Raw genomic sequence first — 23,482 nt, forward strand, 5'->3', positions numbered from 1 at the left:
AATCTTCAGAAATTCAACGAAATATGCAAACGGTCTGTTAGGTTGAGAGCATTGGGGCTGGGGGGGTTGGCAGCAGTTCAGACTCAGAGGGCGGCCTGTCTGAGGCTGAACACACCCTTCCCCAGACTCATCAAAGCTGAAAAGCCAGCCAAAGAAGCAAGCCCTCGGCCAGTTCGTGCAGCATCCCCGGTCGGCGCGCAATGTAGGGCGCTGACTCCTGTCTGCGCGCGTCGATCCAGTGCGAGAAACCGCGCACAGCCTCCAGATCGTAGAAGGCAACCATCATCTCGTAATTGAGGAACAGGCTGCGGCCGTCGAGATTGGCCGAGCCGGCGAATGCGAGCTGGTCGTCGATCACCACCGCCTTGGCGTGAATCATGTGCGGATGCAGCCAGACTCTGGCTCCTGCCGCCACCAGATCGCGCAACGAACGGTGGCGTGCAAAATCCGCCAGGCGATGATTGGATCGTTCCGGCAAGACCAGATCGATCTCGATGCCGCGACGGGAGGCCAGCATCAGCGAGGTCAGCAACGAGGCATCGGGAACAAAATAGGGACTGACCGCCAGAATGCGCTGCTCGGAGGTAAAACAACTGGAAACCAGCAGCGTGAAAAATGTGTCATCGGGCTGATCGGGGCCGCTGGCCACCAACTGCGCCAAGGTTGCAGAAGCAGGCGCTGGGGATTGGGATGGCAGGGGTTCGGGCGACGGACGTTCGGTGGCGAAAGCCCAATCCTTCTCGAACTGGTGTAGCGCCAGCCCGGCAAGTTCTCCGTCCAGATCAAAGCTCAGGTCAAGCCAGGGCTTGCTGCCCAGAATCGGGCGCGGATCGCCCTCGAAGTATTCGGCTGCGAGATTCCTGCCACCGCACCACAAGTGCAATCCATCGGCGATGACCATCTTGCGGTGATTGCGCAGGTTGGTGCGTCCGCGCTTGGGAGAGCCAAACGGCGATACGAAACGCGCTACCTCGACCCCCGCCTCGGCAAGGTTCTTCAGATCAGGATAGCCACCAAGATAGATCCCGATGCCGTCGATCAGCAGCCTGACTTTGACACCGGCCAGAGCACGCTGCTTGAGACTTTCCGCAATTTCGTCGCCCAGAACATCACGACCGAAAATGAAAGTGGATAATTCAAGTGTTGTTTTGGCCCCGTCGATGATGCGTCGCAATGCGCTCAGCGCCTGAGAGCCGTCTTCATGAATGCCAAGCCCTGCGTAGGTCACCGGGTCGGGCAAGCCCATCGCCATGCCAAGTTGCTGGGCGCGGGTTGCCGTGGCGTTCGTTGCTGTCTCGTACTTTGAGTGGGCCGCAACAGCAACCCGCCGGGTGGCTTGTAGCAAACGGGAAGACACTACCTTGCGGCTGCCAAAGGCGAGATACAGTGGCAACGTCAGGTAGGGAAGCAGCACGATGCCGAGCACCCAGGCGATGGCTGCCGAGGGGTGGCGCCGCTGGTTAAGCGTGTGGGAGGCAGCGACGTAGATGGCCAGGCCGACTACAACGAGCAGGCTGTGGAGAATTTCCCAGTGCCGGCTGATCAATTCGATAAGCAGGCTCATAAGCTCACTCATCGCGCTGCTTCGCCACGGATTCATTTTCCCCACGGCGTTTGCGCAACAGATAGCGCAACACAAAGCCGCCGAGCAGCAGCAAACCTGCGGCATAAGCGGCCACCGCATAATCCGAACGTAAGGGTTTCAAGTCAGGCATGGCCGGGTCTTTAAGGCCTGGCGGGAAGGGGCGCGGGCCGACCGGAACAATCTGGTGCATGGCCGGGTCTTGTGGCAAGCGACTGCGGTACTCGTCGACATTAGCCACCGGATAGTCGCCCCAGGCGCGACTCGACGGCAGTTGCGGGATGCGCACCAGGATGATTTCCTCGACATCCTGCTTGAGCATTTCTTCGTAAGGAGTCAATGCGCGAGTTGCCATGCCGCTGACCAGTTGCAGCAGATCGGCGCCGGCCTGTTCGAAGGCGACCGCCGGAAGGAGCCGGGTCTGATCTTCGGTGAAATAATCGAAAATTGCCTTGCCTTTGGTCAGGCTGCCGGTTGTCACCGAAACGGCGGGCAAGCCGGCAATCGCCTTCCACCAACTGCTCGCCCCCAAGACCGGAACCTCCCAGCCGAGCGTGCGCAGCGTCGAAATACTGATTCCCGTACAGTTGGCAGCCGCATGCTGGTAAACAAACTGGTGCCGGTAGAACTGGTTGAACACCCGCGCCTGCGCGGAAACCAGATGTGCAGCGGTCCGCTCGTCGCGCAAGGTAGCGACCAGCATCCAGGAGGGTCGATACCAGGCCTGTCCGCTATTGAGATCGGCGAGGTAGTTATCCATCGGCAGCATGGCCGCGATAATGCCTTTCTCGCTTTCCGAATCGAGTGTGTAGTAGTTGGCAATCAGCCAGTCGTGCATTTGCCCCTGCGGGCCAACGCGTCCGGTGACCAGGCCGAAATGCCCGCCGTGCGCCTCGTCGTCGTCGCCCTGTGCGCCGTTGAGCATGATGCCGATCAGCGGACGGCCGGCACGCTGCTGTGCCGCACCCGGGTTGCGCTGCCAGACCACCTGGGTAGCAAAGGCGCTCTGCGCCCCGCCTTGCGGCTCGTTGCGCACGAATTCACGCAGTGCGACCGGCGTTGCGGCAATAGGCTTCAGCGGCGCGGCCGGGTCAAGCCGGAAATCTGCCGGCCAGATGGTGCGTGCGACAAATTGAATCGGCTTCTCGTTCTTTTTTCCACGCAGCCGCAGTTCGCGCTGGTTGAAGAAGGCCTTGCTATCCGCGTTGTAATACGAGCGATTGGAATCGAGACGCGGTGCCAAAGCAAAGCCGATCAGCTCCTCATCCGTTTGCAACTGCTCGCCGCTGGCATCGAGCCGCACATGTTCCATCACTTGAGGAGAACCGACCCAGACCAGGCCGGGATAATCCCGTGCTGAACCGGGCGGTGTCCCGGCATTCCAGCGCCGCACATCCTCTGCGGCCCGCAACCGAGGATCGAATCCGGCCACCGGAAGCCCGGGTTTGGGTACCGCAATTGTTTCCTGGTGAAAGAACCACAGCGCCTGTTCAATGGTGGCACAATCCGCACATTCACCGGTCGTGAGGCGAAAATCGTCAGCCGGGAACAAGCCATAAGCCGGTGAAGTCCCAGCCGCCTCAGCTTGTGCAATAGTCATGAATAAACCAGCCGGAAGAATTTGTGCGAATTGCATCATCGCATTCTAGCGCCTGGGGATGGACATTTTATATCGCGACGAACCAGCCTTTTCACGGCAAACCTTTCAGCACTGAGCGAAAGACAGGAAACATGTATCACGGAGAAAGATTCAACGCCTGGACTCATCTGGTCGGCGCCCTGCTGTCGCTGGCGGGCGCCGTGATCCTGATCGTGATCGCGGCTTCAAGCGGCGATCCGTGGAAGATCGTCAGCGTCTCCATTTTTGGCGCCACGCTGATCCTGCTCTACAGCGTCTCAACGCTCTATCACAGCATGCGCGGACGTGCCAAGGACATCCTGCGCAAGCTAGACCACCTGTCGATCTACCTGCTGATTGCCGGAACCTATACCCCTTTCTGTCTGGTAACGCTGCGCGGCCCGTGGGGCTGGTCGCTGTTCGGCGTGGTGTGGGGGCTGGCCGTGATCGGTATGCTGCAGGAAATAAAGCCACGTTCCGAAGCGCGAATCATGTCGCTGGTGATTTACGCGGTCATGGGCTGGGTCATTGTCGTTGCCACCAAGCCATTGCTCGAGCGTATCAACACGGCTGGTTTCGTGTGGCTTGTCGCCGGCGGACTGCTGTACACCATTGGCATTGTTTTTTTTGCCTTCGACAGCCGCTTCCGGCACTGGCATGGCATCTGGCATCTGTTCGTCATCGGCGGCAGCCTGGCGCACTACATCGCCGTCGCCTTCTACGTCCTTTAGACTGTTCGAGTCTCGGGTTTTCAAACGGCGGGTGCACGCGGTAGCAGAATAACTCCGGCCACTCAGACTGTTGCGCTAACGACCAACATGTCTCGCATCACGGGTGTCCAACAAAACGAATCTTGCGAGCGGCCGAATGCTTCAGACCAGCGGAGAGGGGATTGCATCCGATTAGCGGTCATTACGGATGGTAAGCCATTGAAGCCACGTTTATAGTGATCAAGTCAACATTTGCAAGGAGTGAATCATGAGTTATTGCTATTCCCCGATAGTCCGCTGTGAAGCCGAGCACACAATGGTCCTGACCAATCAGACGCAGCGTGAGTGTTCGCTGGAGCACGGGTGTCAACAAGGGCGTGATTGCCCACTGGGCGGCTGTTTCGCAAAAATATCCGAGGCTTACCGTAGTCCTGGGGTCTGGGAAATGCTGCATTAGCCTGCTGTTAATCAACCACTTTCCTGTTCGGGTTGGTTAATTTTCTGGTTCTCGGCAGGAGTTGATGCCAAAAATATTGTACGCACGATTATCCTACAAACCTCAGTTGGATGTGATGCCAATGTCGCAAGCCCTCATCCCCGGCCCTTCTCCCGCGGGGAGAAGGGTGCAAACTCCCTCTCCCCGCGGGAGAGGGTTGGGGTGAGGGCTAAACACCCGTCACACCTGGCGTTGCGGTCAATTTGTCGATGTTAACTGAGGTTTTTTTGGGATTATCATCGATTACGGAGCATCAAACGTATCGTACCGAGGGCGACGTCATTCAGGGAATTGAGCGTTTCAGGTGATGGTTCCCGAGAGAATGAACCAGCGCTTTCTTCGAATAGTGCTTCGACTGCCCCCAACTCGCCATTGTTGTGCCGTGCTGCCCAGGGAAACTGATTCGAAAGCACGCAGATAGCGTCCCGGAATTACCTTGGGTGTATTCCGGCAATCGCCGCTTTGATTGGTGCGGGTGTGACGTCAGTGGGTTGCTGGAAGGGGTTGCCCTGGATCAGCACGATGGCTGCGGTTGGCGCGGCTGCCAGAGCAAACAGCATGATTGAAACAAAGGCGGCCCGTGGCCGGTCGACGTGCACCACGGCGATCGATAGCAAGGTGAGAAGCCCGAGAAAAGCCATTCCCAGCCACTTCAGCGGATTTACATGGGTCTGGCTAAGCGCCACACGCTGGTTACGCTCGTCGCGGATTTCGCTCGCCTTACGCAGCATCAATGCTTGCACATTCTCGCCCGCAGCACTTCCGACCTCGCTGCTGGCCAGCAATATGAGCAGGGCATCGGCACGTTCCACCACCTCTCGGCTTTCTTCGCGCTGGGCCAGCAGTTGCCATTCATCGGCGCTGGCCAGGGCGTAGCTGACAAGGGCTTCGCGCAAGCGAGCTTTGAGCAAAACAGGGAGGGGCTCCGACAAGGCAGCAATGCTGTGCAGCGAATCGGCTTCTTTGTAGACAGCTTTCATCGCACGGTCATGTGCGCTCCACGTATCGTTTGCCAGGAAGGCCATGGTCAAGCCGAAAAGCACACCAATGATATTGATGAATGGCGGCGCTACGCCCTGCAGAGAGCGGGCCCAGGCTGCCCAGCGTGATCCCTGGATCAGCCATTGAATGGAGGCCACTGCAGCGAAGGTCCCGACCACCGCGACAAATGCGTAGCCGTAATGGTCATAGATATGCCAACTTGTCGGAAGCATGGATTCCTTCGATTCGAAGAGGTGGCCAGAAGGCTCGGCGCTTTGCGCTCTGCTGTGAAGTTTTGAAGTTTTGAAGTTTAACTCACGCTGATGGTTCAGACTGGACTAACAGGCATGGCTTTGATAGACGCCCCAAATTATGAAAGCCCTGCCCGTTTCCCTCACCCCCGCCCCCTCTCCCAAGGGGCGAGGGGAGGTTCGAGAGTCGCTGGCGCGACTTTCACGTTAATCCGACCGAAAGAGTTGTGCTCGGAGTCGCACGGAATTCAGGCCCAATACCCGGCGCGCCAGCCAGGAGTGTTCCGGATAAGTCATCGGCCAAGTTGAGCGTTTGGGATTTCAAATGCGGTTTTCTGGCGGTCGTTTTCAAGTCAAGTCCGAATGACGGCTTGTGCGTTATCATGGGCCATGAATAGACGTTTTGCCGTTTCACTGCTTGTTTTGCTGGTTTTTCAGCTCACCGCCTGCGCGACTCGCGTCGGTACAGGCGGGCAGAAAGAAACTCGTTTTGATCCGCGACTGCTGGCTAAAACAGAGATCGACCGGGTCATCGATACGGATCGTGCCGAGGTGATGGCCGGGCTGCGCCGTATCGCGGAAAAGCTCTACAAGCGCAACCCCAGGGAGTGGAAGAAGGGTGGGCAGCCGAGCATGGAGGCCGCGCTTGACCGCCTCTTCGTCGGGGGTGTGGATTTCCCCGAACTTGAGGGGCGACGGGAAGGCGCGGCAGCGCTCTACGCTTTCAGCCCGAACTATCAGGGTGACCGCGTGCTGGGCGTGATGGCCGGGGTGCTGGGGATGGTCTATGCCGCCTTCGAGCACAAGTCCGACTTTTACGTGCTTGACGACCTGAACGAGCAGAAGCTCTACAATTGCGCCCGCAACATCGAGATCGCCATCTGGAAGATGTCTTCGACCAGAATCGCCAATGGCGAGCCGTTGCTGCTTTCCAATGAACTGGATCTGAATAATCCCAATCTGAGTTTCGAGCGTGAATTCGGTCGTGTCATCGGTCTTCTGGATTTTCTGTCAAAAGTGGTGGCCGACAAGCAGGGAAGATCGATCACGCGTTTTACGCAAAGCATTGCAACGGCGGTTTTCCTGCCCGTTGGTGCCTTAGGAATCAAATGAAATCCATCGTAATTCTCATCTCCGGCCGGGGCAGTAATATGGAGTCGCTGCTCAACGCGGTTGCTTCGGGCTCGCTGCCGATATGCGTGGCGGCGGTTTTCTCCAACCGGGCGGACGCCAAAGGGCTGGAAACGGCCGCCGCCAAGGGTATTTCGACCCGTGTTGTCGATCACCAGCAGTTTGCCAGTCGCGAAGCCTTCGACGCGGCCATGGCCGAGGCGATTGATGTTTTTTCGCCCGATCTGGTGGTGCTCGCCGGGTTCATGCGGATTCTCAGCGATGTCTTCGTGCGGCATTTTGCGGGGCGGCTGATCAACATCCATCCTTCGCTGTTGCCGTCCTTTCCTGGTCTGCACACACACCAGCGCGCGTTGGTGGAGGGTGTGCGGGTGCATGGCTGTACGGTTCATTTCGTGACGCCAGCGCTTGATCATGGCCCGATCATCGTGCAGGCTGCGGTGCCGGTGCTTGATGGCGATGACGAAACCAGCCTGGCGGCACGGGTGCTGGCGCAGGAGCATCAGGTTTATCCGCTGGCCGTGCGCTGGTTTGCCGAAGGACGTCTGCGACTGGTCGACGGGCGGGTCGAGTTCAATGCGCCACAGGACAGTGCCGGAGCGCTGATTTCCCCTTTGATGCGTTGAGGGTTGCATGCCCTTCGCACTGATTATTGCTTTGGCCGCTTCGCTCGGTATTCATGTGGCCGCGCTGTTCGGGCCGGATATCGAGCTGGCGACCGAGCCGGAATCGATGCCGGTGATGGTGGAACTGAAGCCGATGCCCAGGCCGCAAGCGCCGGTCGAGCCACCGAAAAAATCCGAGAAGCCGACCGCAGTTAAAGCCAAGGCGAAGCAGCCACGTCAGAAAGCGGCAGCGGTGGCCAAAACGGTTGCTATTGCCACGCCAGTGCTGAGCGTGCCGGAGGCTTCAAGCGACACGGTTGCTGCGCCTACGGTCGATGCCGCAGGCAAGCAGGCGTCTGTTGTCGCGCCTGAGCCTGCGCTGTTGCCGGCCGTTGCTCCGCGTTTGCCGGAGCACGGCAGAATCAGCTATCGCGTCGATCGCGGTGATTCGAATTTCGAGATCGGTGTTTCGCGGCATGAATGGAGCGTCTTTGATGGTCACTACCGCCTGAGCTCGGTGGTCGAAACGACTGGCCTGGTCTGGCTGTTCAAATCCTATCGCATCGAAATGGAGAGCCGTGGCTTGATGACGGCTGAAGGCCTGCAACCGGAAAGCTTTGCCATTCGGCGCAACGGTCAGGAGGTAAAGGAAAAGGCCTTGTTCGATTGGGAAAACATGACAGTGCGCGTCGGAGATCATGGCGAGCAGGCACTCGACTACGGCGCACAGGACCTGCTGTCGTTCAATTATCAGCTCGGTTTCCTGCCGCATCCCGAAGCCGGTAGTACGTTGCCGATTGCCACCGGCCGCAAGTACGGAATCTATCGCCTTGAGGTGCTGGGCGATGAGGAAATCGAGGTGCCGGCCGGCGTAATGCGCACGCTGCATCTGCGCGCTCCCGGCGAGAATACGACCGAACTCTGGCTGGCTTATGATTATCTGCTGCTGCCGGTTAAAATCCGCTATGTCGACAGTAAGGGCGATAGTCTCGTCCAGGTCGCCACCAAAATCCAACTGAGTCCAGAATAATGCGCTTTACGCCCACCCTGTTTAACCATACCGAAGCGCTGCTTTCTGAGTTGCTACGTTCTACTTTTCCCGCTGATCTGGTGGTTTCGCGCTACTTTCGTCAGCATCGCGAACTGGGTCATAGCGAGCGTGGTTTCATTGCGGAAACCGTTTATTCCGTGCTTCGCCGCAAACGCTCACTCTCCGCCAGATGCCTTGATGACGTGACGTCGCGGCGTTTGCTGCTGGCTACGCTGGCCTGCCTGCAAGGCTTGAACCGGCGCGAACTGGATGCGGTGTTGAACGAAGTCGAGGGTAAATGGCTGGCGCAGGCCAAGGCGATCAAACTGGAAGATCTGCCGCCAGCGGTTCGCCTCGATCTGCCGGATTGGCTGTATGAAGCGCTGACCGCGCAGTTCGATGCGCCGCAACTGGAGGCGCTGGCAGGCGGCCTCAATCTGTCGGCGCCGCTCGATCTGCGCGTCAATCTGCTCAAGACCTCACGCGATGATGTCCTGGCTCGTTTCAAAACCGATGGATTGCCAGCAGAGCCATGCCGCTATTCGCCGATTGGCATCCGCCTGGTGGGCAAGCCGTCGATTTCGCGCCATCCCTTGTTTCTCGATGGCAGCTTTGAAGTGCAGGATGAAGGCAGCCAGTTGCTCGGCTTCCTGTTGCAGCCGAAGCGCGGCGAGATGGTTGCCGATTTCTGTGCCGGAGCCGGTGGCAAGACGCTCCTGCTCGGTGCCCTGATGCGCTCGCAAGGCCGGCTCTATGCCTTCGATGTGGCCGAGAAGCGACTTGCCAAGCTGAAGCCGCGTCTGGCAAGGTCCGGGCTGTCGAATGTGCATCCGGCGCGCATCGAGTCCGAGAACGACATCAAGATCAAGCGACTGGCCGGCAAACTGGATCGCGTGCTGGTCGATGCACCGTGCTCCGGCCTCGGAACTTTACGCCGTAACCCCGATCTGAAATGGCGGCAGACGCCTGAAAGCGTCGCCGAACTGAGCGTCAAGCAGGCGGCGATTCTTCATGCCGCTTCGGGTCTGGTGAAGAAGGGCGGGCGTCTGGTTTACGCGACCTGCAGTTTGCTCGATGCGGAAAACGAGGCGGTGGTGACGCCGTTCCTGGCGGCGCATCCGGAATTCGTTTCACTGCCTGCCGCCGAAGTGTTGCGCAAACAGGAGATCGAAATTGATTGTGACCAGGAGAGTGGTGAGCGCTTGCGCCTGCTGCCGCATCGCCATGGTACCGATGGCTTTTTTGCGGCCGTAATGGAACGTCGATGAACGAGAAGCAGATGTTCGCATTGCTCAATAAACTTTGGGGCGATTTACAGCACCCGGAGTTCTACTGGGTCGCGCTGGCGTTGGTGCTGGTGCTGGCACTTGCCTGGTGGTTGTCCTTCCGCCTGCGTGAGCGGGATAGCCGGCAAGACATATCCGGTCGAAGTGCCCTGCAAGCCTTTGGTGTCGGCAGCCTGAAACGGATTGCTTTCCCATTGTTGGCACTGGTGTTTGTGCTGATCCTGCGCAAGACGCTGCTGGCCTTGCAGTGGGGGCATCTCAGCCTGCTCTATCTGGCCGGGCCGCTGCTCGTCTCGTGGGCGCTGGTCAGAATACTGGTCTATATACTCCGTTGTGTTTTTCCCCATGGTGGCTTTCTCAGCAGTTTCGAGCGCTGGATTACCTCGGCCATATGGGTTGGTGTGGCGCTGGATCTCATTGGCATTGCCGATCCAATGATCGAGATGGTCGAACAGGTGAGTTTCCGTGTCGGCAAGCAGTCGCTCAATCTCTGGATGCTGTTGCATGGCGCCGTGACGGTGGGTATTACGCTGCTGCTCGCGCTCTGGATTGCCAGCTTGATCGAGAGTCGCCTGATGGCCGCCGGGCAGATGGACGGCAATGTACGCGAAGTGCTGGTACGGCTGGCAAAGGCGATACTCTCCGTGATCGCGCTGCTTATCAGCCTGTCGATGGTCGGCATCGATGTAACGGCGCTCTCGGTTTTCAGTGGTGCCTTGGTTGTAGGCCTCGGTTTGGGCTTGCAGAAAATAGCAAGTAACTACGTAAGCGGTTTCATCATATTGCTTGATCGTTCGATCCGATTGGGCAATCTGGTGGCCGTTGATGACAAGACATCCGGTACGGTGACGCAGATCACCACGCGCTATACCGTCCTGCGCATGCTGACCGGCACCGAAGTGATCATCCCGAACGAATACCTGGTGAACAACATAATTCGTAACCAGTCGTTCACCGATACCCGCGTCCGCGTTGCGGTGAGCATTCAGGTCGCTTACAGCACGGATCTTGATAAAGTCATACCACTGATGGTCGAGGCGGCACGGCAGCAACCCAGGGTGCTGGCCGAACCGCTGCCGGGGGTGTTGCTTACCGGGTTTGCCGATAGCGGCATCAATCTGGAACTCGGCTTCTGGTTAGCTGACCCGGAAGCGGGTACGGGCAATGTACGTTCGGATATCAGCTTTGCGCTATTGAAAGTTTTTCGCGAGAACAGCATTGAAATTCCCTTCCCGCAACGCGAGATTCGTATGCTTGGCGAAGCGGTGGCCCCAGTCTCGGCGGCGCCAGTTTGATCTGACTGTTTCAGGCAAAAAAAATCCCACGCCGTTGGGCGCGGGATTAAAAGTCCCATCATTGGCGATGGGTCAGGGAGGGTCAAACATTGCCAGCGAGGGGGTCGCTGAAGCAACAATGCAATACTAGGGATTCGACTACTTCGTGTCTGTTGCGCATGTTCGGCGTTTGCGTGACGTTGTGTAACTCGCCTTTCAAACAAGGAAAAGCCCACGCTATCGGTGGGCTTTTCCTTGTTCAGCAGCATCATTCAGTGACGCCTGTTTCGGGTTTTCTCTTTCCAGCAGCGCAAGCCAAACCAGGCGAGCGAACAGCATCCGGCTATCAGCACGGCCCGCATGATTTCCATGCGTCCATCAGCGAGCAGATCCCAGGAAACAATCCCGACGAAGATTCCTAAACCTTCGGCGACAGGGAAAGTCGTGGGGGGCGTTGCCATGAAAATCACTCTTCGATTTTCCCGGGGCGCGGTGCGGATTCATTGGTGCGGCGAGCAAGGCTGTTCTGGCAGCAATCAAAATTGCAGTTACACGCCTTCTTGTCTGGAACAAGCAAATGCTGGCGGGCGTTGGCGAGAAAGCGTTCGCGAATCTGATTGAATTGGTACATGACGAGCTTCTCCATCTGTATGATCATTTAGTGAAGCAATGATAGTTGGGTGGATAGCGTGCGTCATCAGTGCTTTCGTCAGGTTTGGGTGACGCTCTGTAACAGCGGCCAGCTCAGGGTAAAACGTGCTCCGCCGAGCGGTGATTCATCCGCGCTTGCTGTGCCCCCATGCTGCTCAAGAACCAGCCGGACGATAGCCAGTCCAAGGCCGTAGCCGCCGGTAGCACGGTCACGCGAGCGATCCAGCCGGGTGAAGGCGAAGAAGACGCGCTTGCGTTCGTCAGGCGGGATGCCGATTCCGTCGTCGTCGACATGGATCTGAACGCGGTCTCCGACGACTTCGGCGCTGACGGCGATTCTTGTTTTTGCATATTTGAGTGCGTTGCGCAGCAGGTTGGTTACGGCATACGGCATGCTCTTCAAATCAAGTTCTACCTGCTGTGCTGCAGGCAGTGCGCTGCTGTCGACGGTCATTTCGAGCGAACGGCTGAGAATGCGCATGGATTCAACTTCTTCTTCAAGCCATGGCGCCAGTTCCACCGGCGTCAGGTGCAGTTCCGGTTGCTCACGTTCGAAGCGGGCATAGGTGAGGCTGGAGTCGATCAGGTTGTCGAGTTCATCGAGATCGACTTCCATCAATTGCCACAGACGTTCTCGTTCGGCACGCTCGTCGGTTTCGGCCAGCATTTCGAGCGCGAAGCGCATACGCGCGATCGGGGTGCGGAGTTCGTGCGAGATCGCACTCGATAACTCCTTCTGCGTGGCAATCAGGCGCTGGATACGTTCGGCCATGCCGTTGAGGGTTTCGGTCAGCAGTTCAAAGGCCCTGCTACGCGCTTCCGGGGCGCGTGTTTCAAAGTGGCCTTCACCGAGTGATCGCGCTGTCTGACGCAGTGCTTCAAGGTCGCGCCACACCGGGCGGACCCAGAACCAGACGGCGATGGCTAGGCACAGACCGATCAGGCTCCAAGTCAGCAGGCGGATGCGTAACTCAAGCGGCAGTGCGCGCGGGCGATCCGGGTTGGCGTCGGGCGATAGCGGCCCGACTACCAGGATCTGCGGAGTTTGCTTCAGCCGGTGGTAGAGAATATCGCCATCGGAATCAATCGCCAGTTCGCCTGAGTCGAGTTTTTCTGCTTGTTTTGGTGGCAGTTTTAAGGTCCAGCGTTCAACGATCTCAAGTTTGTAGGAAAACTTGTTGTCGAGTGCCTTGATGGTTTTTGGCCATTCCGAGCGTGGCCGGCGAAACAGCTCGTCTTCGATCAGGACGATGGTGCCGCGCATGAAGCGGCTGGTGTAGTCGTCGGTAATGCCCTTGACGGCGGTCGAAATGACGAAATCGGCGAAAAAGGCGATGGCAATGAACGAACCCATTACCAGCATGTAAAAATTGAAGAAAAGGCGCGTCAGGCTGTAGCGACCGCGCCACGGCGCCGGCTTGTAGCGCCCGAGGATGGCCAGCAGCTTGTTGTTACTTGTGTTGTTGCGACTATTGCCAGTCATGCTTGCTGAACAGATAGCCTTTGCCGCGGACGGTTTTGATGCGTGTCGGATTTTCCGGGTCGTCGCCAAGCTTGCGACGCAGTCGCGAAATGCGGGCATCGATCGAACGGTCAAGACCGTCGAAGCCGATGCCGCGCAATTCCTGAAGCAGGTCATCGCGCGACAGGATATTTCCGGCGTGGCGGGCGAGCAGCCAGAGCAGGTCGAATTCCGCAGTGGTCAGGTCGATCGTTTCGTTGCCGAGGTGGGTGCTGCGCGTCGACTGGCTGATGCGGAAGCTGCCAAAGGAAAGTTGCGCCGTCTCGCCGGTTTCTGAGTTTGCGTCCGCCGGGCTGGCGGAGCCGGGCGAGCGTCGGAGCAGGGCCTTGATGCGTGCGAGCAGAAGGCGCGGCTGTACCGGCTTGGCGATGTAATCATCGGCGCCGAGTTCGAGGCCGAGAATCTGGTCGAGGTCTTCGTCGCGCGCCGTCAGCATCAGGATCACGCCCTTGTACTTGGCGCGTACTGCACGGCAGACTTCAAAACCATCTTTGCCAGGAAGCATGACATCGAGGATCACCAGATCGGGATTGTCGTTCAGTATCCTGGCTTCGGCGGTGTCGCCACGGCCTTCTATGGTGACTTCGAAATCGTTTTTGCGCAGGTATTCGGCAGTAAGGTCGGCGAGGCGCTCATCGTCTTCGACCAGCAGTATGCGTATTTTCATGGCGCAATAATAACGGGTTGCGGGCGCAGGATAAACTTCCCCGGAAAAAATACACGTTGAAGGGTTGTCCGGGAAAAATCGGAAACTGCTGCACACGCTCTTTATATTGCTGAAGCGATCGGCTATCGTATTTCCTGAGCAATTAAATGACTTAGAATTCTTGGCTTGATTGGTTGGAGGGATTATGTACGCTGGCATCGTCGATTGGCCGTGGTGGATCAATGTGTTGGTGACACTGGGTTTGACCCATGTGACGATTGCCGCAGTGACCATTTCCCTGCGCCGGTTGCAGGAACTTTCGCTGCGCCTGCGCAGCTATTCGCTGACCTGATCGAGAGTATTCATGCGACTTTCCCCCCGCGGTGTGTTTGCCTTGCTGGTCACCGCCTCAATCGGCCTGCTGGCGACCGGTCTGCTTGTTGGCGAGTTGGCCCGCTTGCATCCTTGCCATTTGTGTAATTTGCAACGTTTGTATTACCTGATGCTGGGTTTTTTTGCCTTGTGCGGTGTGCTGTTGCCGGGTTGGCGCAGGCTATGGTGCGTCCTCGTCGGTCTGACCGCTTTAGGCGGGGTGATTGCCGCGGTTCAGCAGAGCTGGATGCAGTACGTACCGCAGGAGTCGATCGAATGCGGCTTTGGCGATCCGACGCTGGCCGAGCAACTCATCAACTGGCTCGGTACGCAGTGGCCGGCGATGTTCATGGTTACCGGTTTTTGCACTGACAAGGAGTGGATTTTTCTTGGCTTCACCTTGGCCAACTGGTCGGTGGGCTGCTTTCTGGGTCTCCTGGGTGTCGCCGTCTGGCTCGGGTTCCGGCGCGATGTGGCCTGAGATGCCCGTATTGCGGCCATTGCAGAGCATAGGCATTGGCGATGCCCGTATTTATTGGCTTGCGCGGCATTGTGTGCCAAGACGACCGCTGCAAGCACCTTCCCGGCCGGTTGCCGGGAAGGTGCTTGCCGGAGCGGTCTAGCCGCGCTTGAGACGTTCCAACTGGGGTTTCAGTTTCTCGACGGTGGCGACAAAGTCGGCGAGGCGCTTCTTTTCCAGTTCGACGACCGCTGCCGGGGCGCGGGCGACGAAACTTTCATTACCGAGTTTGGCATGTGCCTTGACGATTTCGCCCTCCAGCCGGGCGATCTCCTTGCCCAGGCGTTCGCATTCGGCGGCAAGGTCGATCTCGATTTTCAGCATCAGGCGTGTTTCGCCAACAACGGCGGTCGGCGCGCTGGCGTCTTCCGGCAGGGTGTCGACGATCTGCACCTCTGAAAGCTTGCCGAGAACCTTGAGATAGGGTGCAAAACCGGCCAGCGCTTCGGCATTGCCGGAAACGATCAGCGGCACCTTGACCGCCGGCGAGAGGTTCATCTCGCCGCGCAGGTTACGGCAGGCATAGGCCAGATCCTTGAGTTGCTGCATGGTGGCTTCGCTGGCGCTGTCGATTTTCTCCGGCTCGGCTTGCGGGTAGGCGGCCTGCATGATGGAGTCGTGCGTCTTGCGGCCGGCAATCGGGGCGATGGCCTGCCACAGTTCTTCGGTAATGAAGGGAATCAGCGGGTGCGCCAGGCGCAGCACGGTTTCCAGCACTCGCGCCAGGGTGCGCCGCGTGGCACGGGCTTCGGCCTCGCTGCCGCTCAGGATTTGCACCTTGGCCAGTTCCAGATACCAGTCGCAGAACTCGTCCCAGACGAATTCATAAATCGAACGGGCGAGCAGGTCGAAACGGTAGTCGGCAAAATGCTGGGCAACTTCGGCCTCGCTGCGTTGCAGCTTGCTGACGATCCAGCGGTCGGCAAAGGAGAAGGCGAGCGGGGCGCCACCACCGCAGGTCGGGCCGTTCTGGCGGTGCTCCAGGCCGAGGTCCTGGCCTTCGGTGTGCATCAGCACAAAGCGCGTGGCATTCCACAGCTTGTTGCAGAAGTTGCGGTAGCCCTCGCAGCGATGCAGGTCGAACTTGATGTCGCGGCCGGGGCTGGCCAGCGAAAGGAAAGTGAAGCGCAGGGCGTCGGTGCCGAAAGCCTGAATGCCTTCCGGGAACTCCTTGCGCGTGTGCTTCTCGATCTGCGCCGCCTGCTTCGGATTCATCAGGCCGGTGGTGCGTTTCTTGACCAGATCTTCGATGCCGATACCGTCGATCAGATCGATCGGGTCGAGCACGTTGCCCTTCGACTTGGACATTTTCTGGCCTTCGGCGTCGCGGATCAGGCCATGCACATAAACGTGCTTGAACGGGATCTTGCCGGTGAGGTGCCTGGTCATCATGACCATGCGCGCCACCCAGAAAAAGATGATGTCGAAGCCGGTGACCAGCACCGTCGACGGCAGGTAGAGGTCAAGTGCCGGATTCGACTTTTCCGGCCACTCAGGAGTCCAGTCGAGCGTCGAGAAAGGCCACAGGGCCGAGGAGTACCAGGTGTCGAGCACGTCCGGGTCACGGTTGAGAGCGCCGGTATAGCCGGCTGCCGCCGCCTGCGCCCTGGCTTCCGCTTCGTCGTGGGCAACGAAGATTTCACCATTGTCGCCATACCACGCCGGGATCTGGTGCCCCCACCACAACTGGCGCGAGATGCACCAGTCCTGGATGTTGTTCAGCCACTGGTTGTAGGTATTGACCCAGTTCTCGGGAACGAACTTGATCTCGCCAGAGGCCACGCATTCGATGGCTTTGCCGGCGATGCTGGTGCCGTCTGCCCCGGGCTTGGTCATGGCCACGAACCACTGGTCGGTGAGCATCGGCTCGATGACGACGCCGGTACGGTCGCCGCGCGGCACCTTGAGTTTGTGCTTGTCGGTTTTTTCCAGAATCCCGAGAGCTTCGAGGTCGGCAACGACAGCCTTTCGAGCGTCGAAGCGATCCATGCCGAGATATTTTTCCGGGGCGTTTTCGTTGATCTTGGCGTCGAGCGTAAGGATCGAGATGATCGGCAGGTTATGGCGCTGACCAACGGCGTAGTCGTTGAAGTCGTGCGCCGGCGTGACCTTGACGCAGCCGGTGCCGAATTCGAGGTCGACGTAGGCGTCGGCGATGATCGGGATTTCACGGTCGCACAGCGGCAACTTCACCATCTTGCCGATCATGTCCTTGTAGCGCGGATCGTCCGGATGCACCATCACGGCGGTATCGCCGAGCATGGTTTCCGGGCGTGTCGTAGCCACCGTCAGCGAACCCGCATTTTTTCCATCTGCATCGGCCAGCGGGTAGCGGATGTGCCACATGAAACCGTCTTCCTCCTCGCTCACCACTTCGAGGTCGGAGACGGCGGTGTGCAGCACCGGGTCCCAGTTCACCAGTCGCTTGCCGCGATAGATCAGGCCTTCTTTGTGCAGGCGAACGAAGGTTTCGGTGACGATTTTCGAGAGGCCGGCATCCATCGTGAAGCGCTCGCGCTTCCAGTCCGGCGAGGTGCCGAGACGGCGCATCTGCCGGGTGATGGTGTTGCCCGAGAACTCTTTCCACTCCCAGACTTTTTCGAGGAACTTTTCGCGCCCGAGGTCGTGGCGCGAGATGCCCTGCGCGTCGAGTTGGCGTTCAACGACGATCTGCGTGGCGATGCCGGCATGGTCGGTGCCCGGCTGCCACAGCGTATTGTCGCCGCGCATGCGGTGGTAGCGGGTGAGCGCGTCCATGATCGCCTGGTTGAAACCATGCCCCATGTGCAGCGTGCCGGTGACGTTGGGCGGCGGCAGCAGGATGCAGAAGGCGTTGCGGTTTTCGGTATCGAGGCCGGCATCAAAGTAGCCTCTGGCTTCCCATTCGGGATACCAGCGACGCTCGATGTCCGCAGGTTCAAAGCTTTTGGCGAGTTCCATAGGGGCAGTAGTAAGGGGTGGCGAAAACCGGCGATTATACCGGATCGCACCGGCGCGCTGGGCGCCGCCGCTTACAGCCAGGATTCGCTAGCAGCCCGTAGGGTGCGCAAAAATCTTTTCTTTGCGCACGCCATCGTCCGGCAGGCCCGGTGAGCATCATTTTGACGACCGGCACATGTGCGCAAGTGAAATGTACGCACCCCCGAAAGGCTGGAAGCCAATATTCATGCGCATCTCCAGCGTGATCTGCTGGAACTATCGATAACGTCATTTTGTGTCAAGGGCATGATAATATACATGGCTTACTCAGGGAAATAAAAAACTAGCTTATTCCAAGCACAGCACAGCAAATACCTCATGAAATACACCCCGCTCGCTTTTGCTTCGCTTCTTTTGGGATTTCCCCGCTTTCCGCTATCGCCTCGTCGTGACAATTCGCAACGGGGTTTTTTTTGACCATTATTGAGGGAATTTCCATGTGTTGCTTGCAACTCCTGCAACGGGCGGCTGCCCGTGTTCGTCTCCGCCCTTGTCTTGCCGTTGCGGCCCTCGGCCTGGCCGTCACTCTGGCTCAGGCCGGCGAGACCACCAATTCGATCGGGATGACACTCGTGGACATCCCCGCCGGCAGCTTTGTCATGGGTTCTTGTCTGCAAGACAAAAAATCGGCCTTCCTCGGGGAGAGTACATGCTCAAACCCCGACCCGGAGGCTTCCACATCCGAAACCCCGCAGCACCGGGTCAGCATCCGCGCCTTCCAGATGGGCAAGACGGAAGTGACGCTGGGGCAGTTCAAGCGTTTTATCAAGGCGACCGGCAACACCCAACTGGTTGACGACGATTTCATCAAATACAACGCTTACGGTGAGGGTGCGCCGGTGGTGCAGGTGTCGTGGAATGATGCCCAGGCGTTCATCACCTGGCTAAACCAGACCGACGGAGGCGGCTTTCGTCTGCCCAGCGAAGCGGAGTGGGAATATGCCTGCCGTGCGGGTGGCTACCACAAATATTGTGGCAGCAATAACGTTGGCGCCGTTGCCTGGTATGACGGCAACAGCGGAGGTCATCAGCGACCGGTGGGCGGCAAGCAGGCGAATGCTTTTGGTCTGCACGACATGAGCGGCAACGCCTTTGAATGGGTGCAGGACTGTTGGCACGACAGCTATCGTGGTGCGCCGGGCGACGGCAGCGCCTGGGCAAGCGGCTGTAGCGCTGATGGGCGCGGGCTGCGCGGTGGCTCCTGGTACATCATCGCCGGAAGCGCCCGTGCCGCCGATCGCAGCCTCAGCTCGCCCGGAGGCCGGTACGGCAGCTTCGGGTTCCGTCTCGCCAGGACTCGTTAAGCCTTTCCCCTTTACTCCTTTACTCCTTTACCGCTTCATCGAGAATCACGAAACGGGCAAGGTTTTATAGTGCGGGTTTGGGGGCGCAGCCCCCAAGGAAATTTTTTTATGACCGAACGAGATCACAGCCGCAGCACTGGCCCGGCACTGGAAAAGTGGTATCAGTTCCTGCGCTGGCTGGTACCGACGGTAGAAAAATTTCCCAAGGCACAGAAATTCACCTTGGGTGATCGCATTCAGTCTGGCGCACTGGATGTGCTGGAACGCCTGATCGAGGCGACTTACAGCCGCCAGGCGGCGCCAATCCTGGTGCAGGCCAATCTCGGTCTGGAAAAACTGCGTTTTCTATTCCGCCTTTCCGCCGATTTGCATTTGCTGGATTTGCGCCGCTACGAATTCGCAGCCCGCGCCATCGATGAAGTGGGCCGGCTGGTCGGTGGTTGGTTGAAAGCCCAAGGCGCGCCACGTGCCGAAGCGCCACACTGATCTTTTCGCTGGCATCGCCAACTTCGCCGCCTTGCGCGAAGCGGCGCTAAAGGCTGCCTTGGGCAAGCGCGGCAAGCCAGGCGTGGCTGCCTTTATGGCCAATCTGGAAAAGAATGTGTTGCGCCTGGAACGGGCGCTGCAAGAGGGCCGCTGGCACAGCGGCGGCTACACCGAAATCGAGCTGCATGAGCCGAAGCGGCGCATCGTCTCGGCTGCGCCGTTCCGCGACCGGGTGGTGCATCACGCCCTGTGCTCCGTGGTAGGGCCGATTTTCGAGCGAGGTTTCATCGACGATACCTTCGCCAATCGCAAAGGCAAAGGCACGCACCGCGCCGTGGCGCGTTACGAGCACTTCCGCAACCGCCATCGCCATGTGCTGCGTGCAGACATCTACCGCTATTTTCCCGCCATCGACCACGCCATTCTCAAGGCCGATCTGCGCCGCCGTATTGCCTGCCCGCAAACCCTGTGCTTACTCGATACGATCATCGACGGTTCCAATGCGCAAGAACCGGTGGATATTCACTTTCCCGGTGACGACTTGCTGACGCCGCTGGCGCGGCGGCGGGGCTTGCCGATCGGTAACCTGACCAGCCAGTTGTTTGGCAACGTCATGCTCGATGCCTTGGATCATTTCGTCAAGGAAGTGCTGCAAGCGCCCTATGTGCGCTATGTCGACGATTTTGCGCTGTTTCATGATGACATCAGTGTTCTGGCGGTCTGGCAGGAAAAGATAGGTGCTTTTCTTGCCCGTCGCCGTCTGAAACTGCATCCGATCAAGACCTTTGTCGTACCGACGACCGAGGCCGCCGAATTTCTCGGTTACGTGCTGCTGCCGGGTGATCATCGCCGCCTTCCGGAAGCCAACGTCCGCCGTTTTCGCAACCGTTTGCGCGGCCTGCGCGACCGTTGGCAGGCTGGTACGGTGGCAGCCGATGCGGTCATCCAACACGTAGCGGCATGGATTGCCCATGCTGAAAACGCCGATACCTGGCGCTTGCGCCATGCCCTCTTTCGCGGCGGGTGGTTCGATCCGCTGTGGGAGCCTGACGGCTCGCCTGATGGGCGCGGGCTGCGCGGTGGCTCCTGGAACAACAACGCCAGAAACACCCGTGCCGCCAATCGCAACAACAACTCGCCCGGCAACCGGAACAACAACAACGGGTTCCGTCTCGCCAGCACGCCTTCACGCGCCAGAACCGCTTTTCTTACGGGAGAGGCGGGTGTGCCCGAAGGTGTCCACGGGCCGTCATGATGAGTGCAGCAAAATCCCCCGGTTTTGGCCGCGAGGCGACCGGGGTTTTCATCAAACCAAAAAGTACAGATTAACCGCGCTTGATTTCTTGGCTGCTCGGGAAAGCCCCACCCGATCTGCCTTCTCTCAATTTGGGGTAGGAGAATCATAAAATGAAAACAAGAATCCTCGTTGCTGTTGTACTGGCCGCTGTCTCTTCGTGGGCTGTCGCCGCCGACTATGTCTGCACGGTGTATTGCAACAATGGCAAGACGCAGTCGGTAGTAAATGCAAGCTCCTCTTCCGATGCCGCGAAACAACTCGATTCGAGTCAGGCCGTTGTCAATCAAATTTGCCAAGCCGCCAAACTTGGCAATGCCTCCACATCGAGCATGGGTTCTTCGCAATGCAGTAAAAAGTAATTATTCAGCCGTTCCGATTACCGCCAGCCCTGAAGTCGGCGCTGGCGGGTCGAACGATCAAATGGGTCTGACCCCTTTGGTCGTGCATCGACGTACTTGATCCACTTGTGGATCAATGGTGTCAGAATCCATTGATCCACTTTTAATTTTTCAAACCGCTGGAGTCCTCCATTGATTTTTTGCCTGATAACCCGTGCTGGATGGGAGAAAGCTGGAAGTGTGGTGAATTAAGTGCTAAATTAGACGTCTAATAAAGTATCAATAATTCATTGGGAGAACGCCATGGACATCATCTACAGCAACATGACCGTCAGCGTCACGGAGTTAAAGCGCAATTTTGCAGGAATCATCAAGCAGGCCGATGAGTGTCCGGTGGCCATTCTCAATCACAACAGGCCGGAAGCCTATCTATTGCCTGCTGCGCATTACGAGCGGTTGATGGCTTATCTGGAAGACCTGGAGGATGCGAAACTGGTTCAGGAACGTGCCAGTGGTCCCTTCGTCGAGGTGGCTCTGGATGAGCTATAAGCTCCGTTTTCATGAGTTGGCACTGGCAGAGTGGAGCAAGCTCGACAACAGCGTTCGCGAACCACTTAAAAAGAAACTGGCTGAACGGCTGGACAATCCCCATGTTCCTGCAGCCGCTCTTGCCGGAATGTCGGATTGTTACAAGATAAAACTATTGCGCGTCGGGTATCGGCTGGTTTACCGGGTTGAGAATGAAATCGTTTTTGTTACCGTCATCGCCGTTGGCAAGCGGAACAAGATGAAAGTTTATGATACGGCAAAATCCAGACTGTGAATTTTTAGCCTTTTTTGAAATTTGAATGGGCAATCAGTGTCTCGGGGCGGTGGGCGGTTCAATTCCGGCAAGCCAGAAGCGCTGGGGTTGAAGCTCCACGCTCAGGCGGCATGAACCACACCCGGCGATTGTCGGGAATATCCTGCATCCAAAAAATAATGTGTGAGAAACCTCATCTCGCCGTTTGTTTGATCCTGAAAACCTCAGTTGACCGCGACAAACTGACCGCAAAGCCAGATCTGACGCGTGTTTAGCCCTCACCCCAACCCTCTCCCGCGGGGAGAGGGGGTTTACACCCTTCTCCCTGCGGGAGAAGGGCCGGGGATGAGGGCTTGCGACATTGGCATATCATCCAACTGAGTTTTCTAGGTTGATGAAACAGCTTTGGCAGAGTAAAGTAATGATTCCTTACATTCCACGGAGGCAGCGATGTTGGCTAAAATGACTTCCAAGAATCAACTCACCTTGCCCAAAGCGCTTGTGTTGCAGGTTGGTGCTACCGACTATTTCGATGTGGAAGCCCGCAATGGGCAACTGGTATTGACCCCCGTTCGCATTCAGCGCGGCGATGTTGTCCGCGCGAAATTGGCCGAGTTGAATTTGAACGAGGCCGATATCGCCGATGCCGTGACGTGGGCGCGAACGCCAAAATGAGCCCTGCCAAAATTCCGCCACGCGTTGTGGTGGATACCAATGTGGTGCTGTCGGCCTTGGTGTTTGCTGGCGGGCGTCTCGAACCCTTACGCTGCGCATGGCAAAGTGGTCAATTTGTGCCTCTGGCGTGCAGCCACTCGGTGAGCGAGTTGATTCGGGTGTTGGCGTATCCCAAGTTTAAACTTTCGGCTACAGACCGGCAGGAATTGCTTGCTGATTATTTGCCTTATTGCACCACCGTGAATTTGCCGGAGATGTTGCCAAGCTCAATCCAGTGCCGGGATGCAAATGATTTGCCTTTTTTGCATTTGGCTCTGGCGGGCAAGGCGGACTTTCTGGTCAGCGGGGATGCCGATTTGTTGAGTCTTGCGGGTACGTTCGTTTGCCCGATTGTGACTGCGGAAGAATTTATCCGGCGTTGTTTGTCATGAGCCGACACCGAAGTTGCGTAACCACTTTGCCAGCATTCCAGAAATGCCCGACAAATTAAATGCCCAAGGCAACATGAACGAACGCTTGCAGCAGCTCGAAGCACTTTGCAACCACCCCTCCCTGCCAGCCCGGTAGGGTGCGCAAATTCTTTTCTTTGCGCACGCGGAATTCCCCTCATGCATCGACGTGCTTGATCTGCCTGGAGGTGCGCACCCCAAGAGTACTTCTTCAGGCTGGCGATGCCATCCTTCAGGGCGCACCCCAAGAGTACTTCTTCAGGCTGGCGATGCCATCCTTCAGGGCGCAACGCTTCGCGTTTCACACCCGACAAAACTACTGGTGGCTTGGCAATTGAAACTTTTGTCGCACGGCGGGTTGCACGAGTTGACCGGTGTGCTGGATTCGGTTTTCAAGCAGGCGGCGCGTTGGCAGCAGTGGTTTGACAACGGCGTTATGAAGGCTTGAAGGCTTGATTACACCGCAGGATGCGCTAT

General features: G+C 58.0%; 24 protein-coding genes. 16 read left to right on the forward strand and 8 right to left on the reverse strand.

What is annotated here, in order from left to right; genetic code table 11:
* Positions 1 to 130: 130 nt before the first annotated feature.
* Together ACOYNV_RS02855 and ACOYNV_RS02860 are read right to left on the reverse strand one after the other, a co-directional pair.
* Positions 131 to 1,564 carry a phospholipase D-like domain-containing protein gene (locus ACOYNV_RS02855; protein ID WP_422898228.1) on the reverse strand — a complete coding sequence of 478 codons (1,434 nt, stop codon included), beginning with the start codon at positions 1,562 to 1,564 and terminating at the stop codon, positions 131 to 133.
* Positions 1,565 to 1,568: 4 nt separating this feature from the next.
* Positions 1,569 to 3,182, reverse strand: a complete 1,614-nt coding sequence (locus ACOYNV_RS02860; protein WP_422898229.1) for a hypothetical protein — start codon at positions 3,180 to 3,182, stop codon at positions 1,569 to 1,571.
* A 131-nt stretch (positions 3,183 to 3,313) separates the two neighbouring features.
* On the opposite strand from ACOYNV_RS02860, the gene trhA reads away from it, so the two are divergent.
* Complete coding sequence (gene trhA / locus ACOYNV_RS02865; protein ID WP_422898230.1) at positions 3,314 to 3,931, forward strand: PAQR family membrane homeostasis protein TrhA; 618 nt, start codon at positions 3,314 to 3,316, stop codon at positions 3,929 to 3,931.
* Positions 3,932 to 4,837: 906 nt separating this feature from the next.
* Here trhA and ACOYNV_RS02870 read toward each other — a convergent pair.
* The gene (locus ACOYNV_RS02870) at positions 4,838 to 5,620 is read right to left on the reverse strand and encodes a hypothetical protein (protein WP_422898231.1); all 783 of its coding nucleotides are present in this window, start codon (positions 5,618 to 5,620) and stop codon (positions 4,838 to 4,840) included.
* Positions 5,621 to 6,028: 408 nt separating this feature from the next.
* On the opposite strand from ACOYNV_RS02870, the gene ACOYNV_RS02875 reads away from it, so the two are divergent.
* From ACOYNV_RS02875 to ACOYNV_RS02895, 5 genes are read left to right on the forward strand one after another with little or no spacing between them, the layout of a single operon-like run.
* Positions 6,029 to 6,751 carry a hypothetical protein gene (locus ACOYNV_RS02875; RefSeq protein WP_422898232.1) on the forward strand — a complete coding sequence of 241 codons (723 nt, stop codon included), beginning with the start codon at positions 6,029 to 6,031 and terminating at the stop codon, positions 6,749 to 6,751.
* Complete coding sequence (gene purN, locus ACOYNV_RS02880) at positions 6,748 to 7,395, forward strand: phosphoribosylglycinamide formyltransferase (RefSeq protein ID WP_422898233.1); 648 nt, start codon at positions 6,748 to 6,750, stop codon at positions 7,393 to 7,395. Before ACOYNV_RS02875 ends, purN begins: the two co-directional genes overlap by 4 nt.
* 7 nt (positions 7,396 to 7,402) lie before the next feature.
* A complete protein-coding gene (locus ACOYNV_RS02885) occupies positions 7,403 to 8,404 on the forward strand; it encodes a DUF3108 domain-containing protein (protein WP_422898234.1) in 1,002 nt (333 codons plus the stop codon).
* Positions 8,404 to 9,672, forward strand: coding sequence for an RsmB/NOP family class I SAM-dependent RNA methyltransferase (locus ACOYNV_RS02890; protein ID WP_422898235.1), 1,269 nt, complete (start codon positions 8,404 to 8,406; stop codon positions 9,670 to 9,672). Before ACOYNV_RS02885 ends, ACOYNV_RS02890 begins: the two co-directional genes overlap by 1 nt.
* Positions 9,669 to 10,985 carry a mechanosensitive ion channel family protein gene (locus ACOYNV_RS02895; protein WP_422898236.1) on the forward strand — a complete coding sequence of 439 codons (1,317 nt, stop codon included), beginning with the start codon at positions 9,669 to 9,671 and terminating at the stop codon, positions 10,983 to 10,985. Before ACOYNV_RS02890 ends, ACOYNV_RS02895 begins: the two co-directional genes overlap by 4 nt.
* Positions 10,986 to 11,236: 251 nt before the next feature.
* Here ACOYNV_RS02895 and ACOYNV_RS02900 read toward each other — a convergent pair whose 3' ends face one another.
* From ACOYNV_RS02900 to ACOYNV_RS02915, 4 genes are all read right to left on the reverse strand, one after another.
* Entirely contained in the window at positions 11,237 to 11,425 is a 189-nt protein-coding gene (locus ACOYNV_RS02900) for a hypothetical protein (protein WP_422898237.1), read from the reverse strand.
* A 5-nt stretch (positions 11,426 to 11,430) separates the two neighbouring features.
* Positions 11,431 to 11,595, reverse strand: a complete 165-nt coding sequence (locus tag ACOYNV_RS02905; RefSeq protein ID WP_422898238.1) for a hypothetical protein — start codon at positions 11,593 to 11,595, stop codon at positions 11,431 to 11,433.
* 78 nt (positions 11,596 to 11,673) lie between these two features.
* Complete coding sequence (locus ACOYNV_RS02910) at positions 11,674 to 13,098, reverse strand: ATP-binding protein (RefSeq protein ID WP_422898239.1); 1,425 nt, start codon at positions 13,096 to 13,098, stop codon at positions 11,674 to 11,676.
* Positions 13,085 to 13,804 carry a winged helix-turn-helix domain-containing protein gene (locus ACOYNV_RS02915; protein ID WP_422898240.1) on the reverse strand — a complete coding sequence of 240 codons (720 nt, stop codon included), beginning with the start codon at positions 13,802 to 13,804 and terminating at the stop codon, positions 13,085 to 13,087. The genes ACOYNV_RS02910 and ACOYNV_RS02915 overlap by 14 nt, the downstream gene beginning before the upstream one ends.
* Before the next feature lie 184 nt (positions 13,805 to 13,988).
* Here ACOYNV_RS02915 and ACOYNV_RS02920 point away from each other — a divergent pair, with 184 nt between their 5' ends.
* Both ACOYNV_RS02920 and ACOYNV_RS02925 read left to right on the forward strand, forming a co-directional pair.
* A complete protein-coding gene (locus tag ACOYNV_RS02920; RefSeq protein WP_422898241.1) occupies positions 13,989 to 14,135 on the forward strand; it encodes a hypothetical protein in 147 nt (48 codons plus the stop codon).
* A gap of 12 nt (positions 14,136 to 14,147) precedes the next feature.
* Positions 14,148 to 14,636, forward strand: a complete 489-nt coding sequence (locus ACOYNV_RS02925) for a disulfide bond formation protein B (RefSeq protein ID WP_422898242.1) — start codon at positions 14,148 to 14,150, stop codon at positions 14,634 to 14,636.
* Positions 14,637 to 14,774: 138 nt separating this feature from the next.
* On the opposite strand, the gene ACOYNV_RS02930 is transcribed toward ACOYNV_RS02925, so the two are convergent.
* Positions 14,775 to 17,615 carry a valine--tRNA ligase gene (locus ACOYNV_RS02930; RefSeq protein ID WP_422898243.1) on the reverse strand — a complete coding sequence of 947 codons (2,841 nt, stop codon included), beginning with the start codon at positions 17,613 to 17,615 and terminating at the stop codon, positions 14,775 to 14,777.
* 476 nt (positions 17,616 to 18,091) lie between these two features.
* On the opposite strand from ACOYNV_RS02930, the gene ACOYNV_RS02935 reads away from it, so the two are divergent.
* The 8 genes from ACOYNV_RS02935 (at position 18,092) to ACOYNV_RS02970 (ending at position 22,987) form a co-directional block, all read left to right on the forward strand.
* On the forward strand, positions 18,092 to 18,958 hold the full coding sequence (locus ACOYNV_RS02935; protein ID WP_422898244.1) for a formylglycine-generating enzyme family protein: 867 nt from the start codon (positions 18,092 to 18,094) through the stop codon (positions 18,956 to 18,958).
* Between the two features lie 108 nt (positions 18,959 to 19,066).
* Positions 19,067 to 19,444 (forward strand): diversity-generating retroelement protein Avd, encoded by a 378-nt coding sequence (gene avd, locus ACOYNV_RS02940; RefSeq protein WP_422898245.1) that lies wholly within the window; start codon positions 19,067 to 19,069, stop codon positions 19,442 to 19,444.
* A complete protein-coding gene (locus ACOYNV_RS02945) occupies positions 19,425 to 20,699 on the forward strand; it encodes a reverse transcriptase domain-containing protein (RefSeq protein WP_422898246.1) in 1,275 nt (424 codons plus the stop codon). The genes avd and ACOYNV_RS02945 overlap by 20 nt, the downstream gene beginning before the upstream one ends.
* A gap of 152 nt (positions 20,700 to 20,851) precedes the next feature.
* Positions 20,852 to 21,100, forward strand: a complete 249-nt coding sequence (locus ACOYNV_RS02950; protein ID WP_422898247.1) for a hypothetical protein — start codon at positions 20,852 to 20,854, stop codon at positions 21,098 to 21,100.
* A gap of 282 nt (positions 21,101 to 21,382) precedes the next feature.
* On the forward strand, positions 21,383 to 21,628 hold the full coding sequence (locus ACOYNV_RS02955) for a type II toxin-antitoxin system Phd/YefM family antitoxin (protein ID WP_422898248.1): 246 nt from the start codon (positions 21,383 to 21,385) through the stop codon (positions 21,626 to 21,628).
* Positions 21,618 to 21,902 (forward strand): type II toxin-antitoxin system RelE family toxin, encoded by a 285-nt coding sequence (locus ACOYNV_RS02960; protein ID WP_422898249.1) that lies wholly within the window; start codon positions 21,618 to 21,620, stop codon positions 21,900 to 21,902. Before ACOYNV_RS02955 ends, ACOYNV_RS02960 begins: the two co-directional genes overlap by 11 nt.
* Before the next feature lie 429 nt (positions 21,903 to 22,331).
* Entirely contained in the window at positions 22,332 to 22,556 is a 225-nt protein-coding gene (locus ACOYNV_RS02965; protein WP_422898250.1) for an AbrB/MazE/SpoVT family DNA-binding domain-containing protein, read from the forward strand.
* The gene (locus ACOYNV_RS02970) at positions 22,553 to 22,987 is read left to right on the forward strand and encodes a putative toxin-antitoxin system toxin component, PIN family (RefSeq protein WP_422898251.1); all 435 of its coding nucleotides are present in this window, start codon (positions 22,553 to 22,555) and stop codon (positions 22,985 to 22,987) included. The genes ACOYNV_RS02965 and ACOYNV_RS02970 overlap by 4 nt, the downstream gene beginning before the upstream one ends.
* Positions 22,988 to 23,482 lie beyond the last annotated feature (495 nt).

This window comes from Propionivibrio sp. (assembly GCF_049316945.1).
Classification (GTDB): Bacteria; Pseudomonadota; Gammaproteobacteria; order Burkholderiales; family Rhodocyclaceae; genus Propionivibrio.

Excerpts from the sequence above, each read along its gene's own strand:
- ACOYNV_RS02855 (WP_422898228.1), bottom strand. The coding sequence starts at position 1,564 with ATGAGCCTGCTTATCGAATTGATCAGCCGGCACTGGGAAATTCTCCAC.
- ACOYNV_RS02860 (WP_422898229.1), bottom strand. The coding sequence starts at position 3,182 with ATGACTATTGCACAAGCTGAGGCGGCTGGGACTTCACCGGCTTATGGC.
- trhA (WP_422898230.1), top strand. The coding sequence starts at position 3,314 with ATGTATCACGGAGAAAGATTCAACGCCTGGACTCATCTGGTCGGCGCC.
- ACOYNV_RS02870 (WP_422898231.1), bottom strand. The coding sequence starts at position 5,620 with ATGCTTCCGACAAGTTGGCATATCTATGACCATTACGGCTACGCATTT.
- ACOYNV_RS02875 (WP_422898232.1), top strand. The coding sequence starts at position 6,029 with ATGAATAGACGTTTTGCCGTTTCACTGCTTGTTTTGCTGGTTTTTCAG.
- purN (WP_422898233.1), top strand. The coding sequence starts at position 6,748 with ATGAAATCCATCGTAATTCTCATCTCCGGCCGGGGCAGTAATATGGAG.
- ACOYNV_RS02885 (WP_422898234.1), top strand. The coding sequence starts at position 7,403 with ATGCCCTTCGCACTGATTATTGCTTTGGCCGCTTCGCTCGGTATTCAT.
- ACOYNV_RS02890 (WP_422898235.1), top strand. The coding sequence starts at position 8,404 with ATGCGCTTTACGCCCACCCTGTTTAACCATACCGAAGCGCTGCTTTCT.
- ACOYNV_RS02895 (WP_422898236.1), top strand. The coding sequence starts at position 9,669 with ATGAACGAGAAGCAGATGTTCGCATTGCTCAATAAACTTTGGGGCGAT.
- ACOYNV_RS02900 (WP_422898237.1), bottom strand. The coding sequence starts at position 11,425 with ATGGCAACGCCCCCCACGACTTTCCCTGTCGCCGAAGGTTTAGGAATC.
- ACOYNV_RS02905 (WP_422898238.1), bottom strand. The coding sequence starts at position 11,595 with ATGTACCAATTCAATCAGATTCGCGAACGCTTTCTCGCCAACGCCCGC.
- ACOYNV_RS02910 (WP_422898239.1), bottom strand. The coding sequence starts at position 13,098 with ATGACTGGCAATAGTCGCAACAACACAAGTAACAACAAGCTGCTGGCC.
- ACOYNV_RS02915 (WP_422898240.1), bottom strand. The coding sequence starts at position 13,804 with ATGAAAATACGCATACTGCTGGTCGAAGACGATGAGCGCCTCGCCGAC.
- ACOYNV_RS02920 (WP_422898241.1), top strand. The coding sequence starts at position 13,989 with ATGTACGCTGGCATCGTCGATTGGCCGTGGTGGATCAATGTGTTGGTG.
- ACOYNV_RS02925 (WP_422898242.1), top strand. The coding sequence starts at position 14,148 with ATGCGACTTTCCCCCCGCGGTGTGTTTGCCTTGCTGGTCACCGCCTCA.
- ACOYNV_RS02930 (WP_422898243.1), bottom strand. The coding sequence starts at position 17,615 with ATGGAACTCGCCAAAAGCTTTGAACCTGCGGACATCGAGCGTCGCTGG.
- ACOYNV_RS02935 (WP_422898244.1), top strand. The coding sequence starts at position 18,092 with ATGTGTTGCTTGCAACTCCTGCAACGGGCGGCTGCCCGTGTTCGTCTC.
- avd (WP_422898245.1), top strand. The coding sequence starts at position 19,067 with ATGACCGAACGAGATCACAGCCGCAGCACTGGCCCGGCACTGGAAAAG.
- ACOYNV_RS02950 (WP_422898247.1), top strand. The coding sequence starts at position 20,852 with ATGAAAACAAGAATCCTCGTTGCTGTTGTACTGGCCGCTGTCTCTTCG.
- ACOYNV_RS02955 (WP_422898248.1), top strand. The coding sequence starts at position 21,383 with ATGGACATCATCTACAGCAACATGACCGTCAGCGTCACGGAGTTAAAG.
- ACOYNV_RS02960 (WP_422898249.1), top strand. The coding sequence starts at position 21,618 with ATGAGCTATAAGCTCCGTTTTCATGAGTTGGCACTGGCAGAGTGGAGC.
- ACOYNV_RS02965 (WP_422898250.1), top strand. The coding sequence starts at position 22,332 with ATGTTGGCTAAAATGACTTCCAAGAATCAACTCACCTTGCCCAAAGCG.
- ACOYNV_RS02970 (WP_422898251.1), top strand. The coding sequence starts at position 22,553 with ATGAGCCCTGCCAAAATTCCGCCACGCGTTGTGGTGGATACCAATGTG.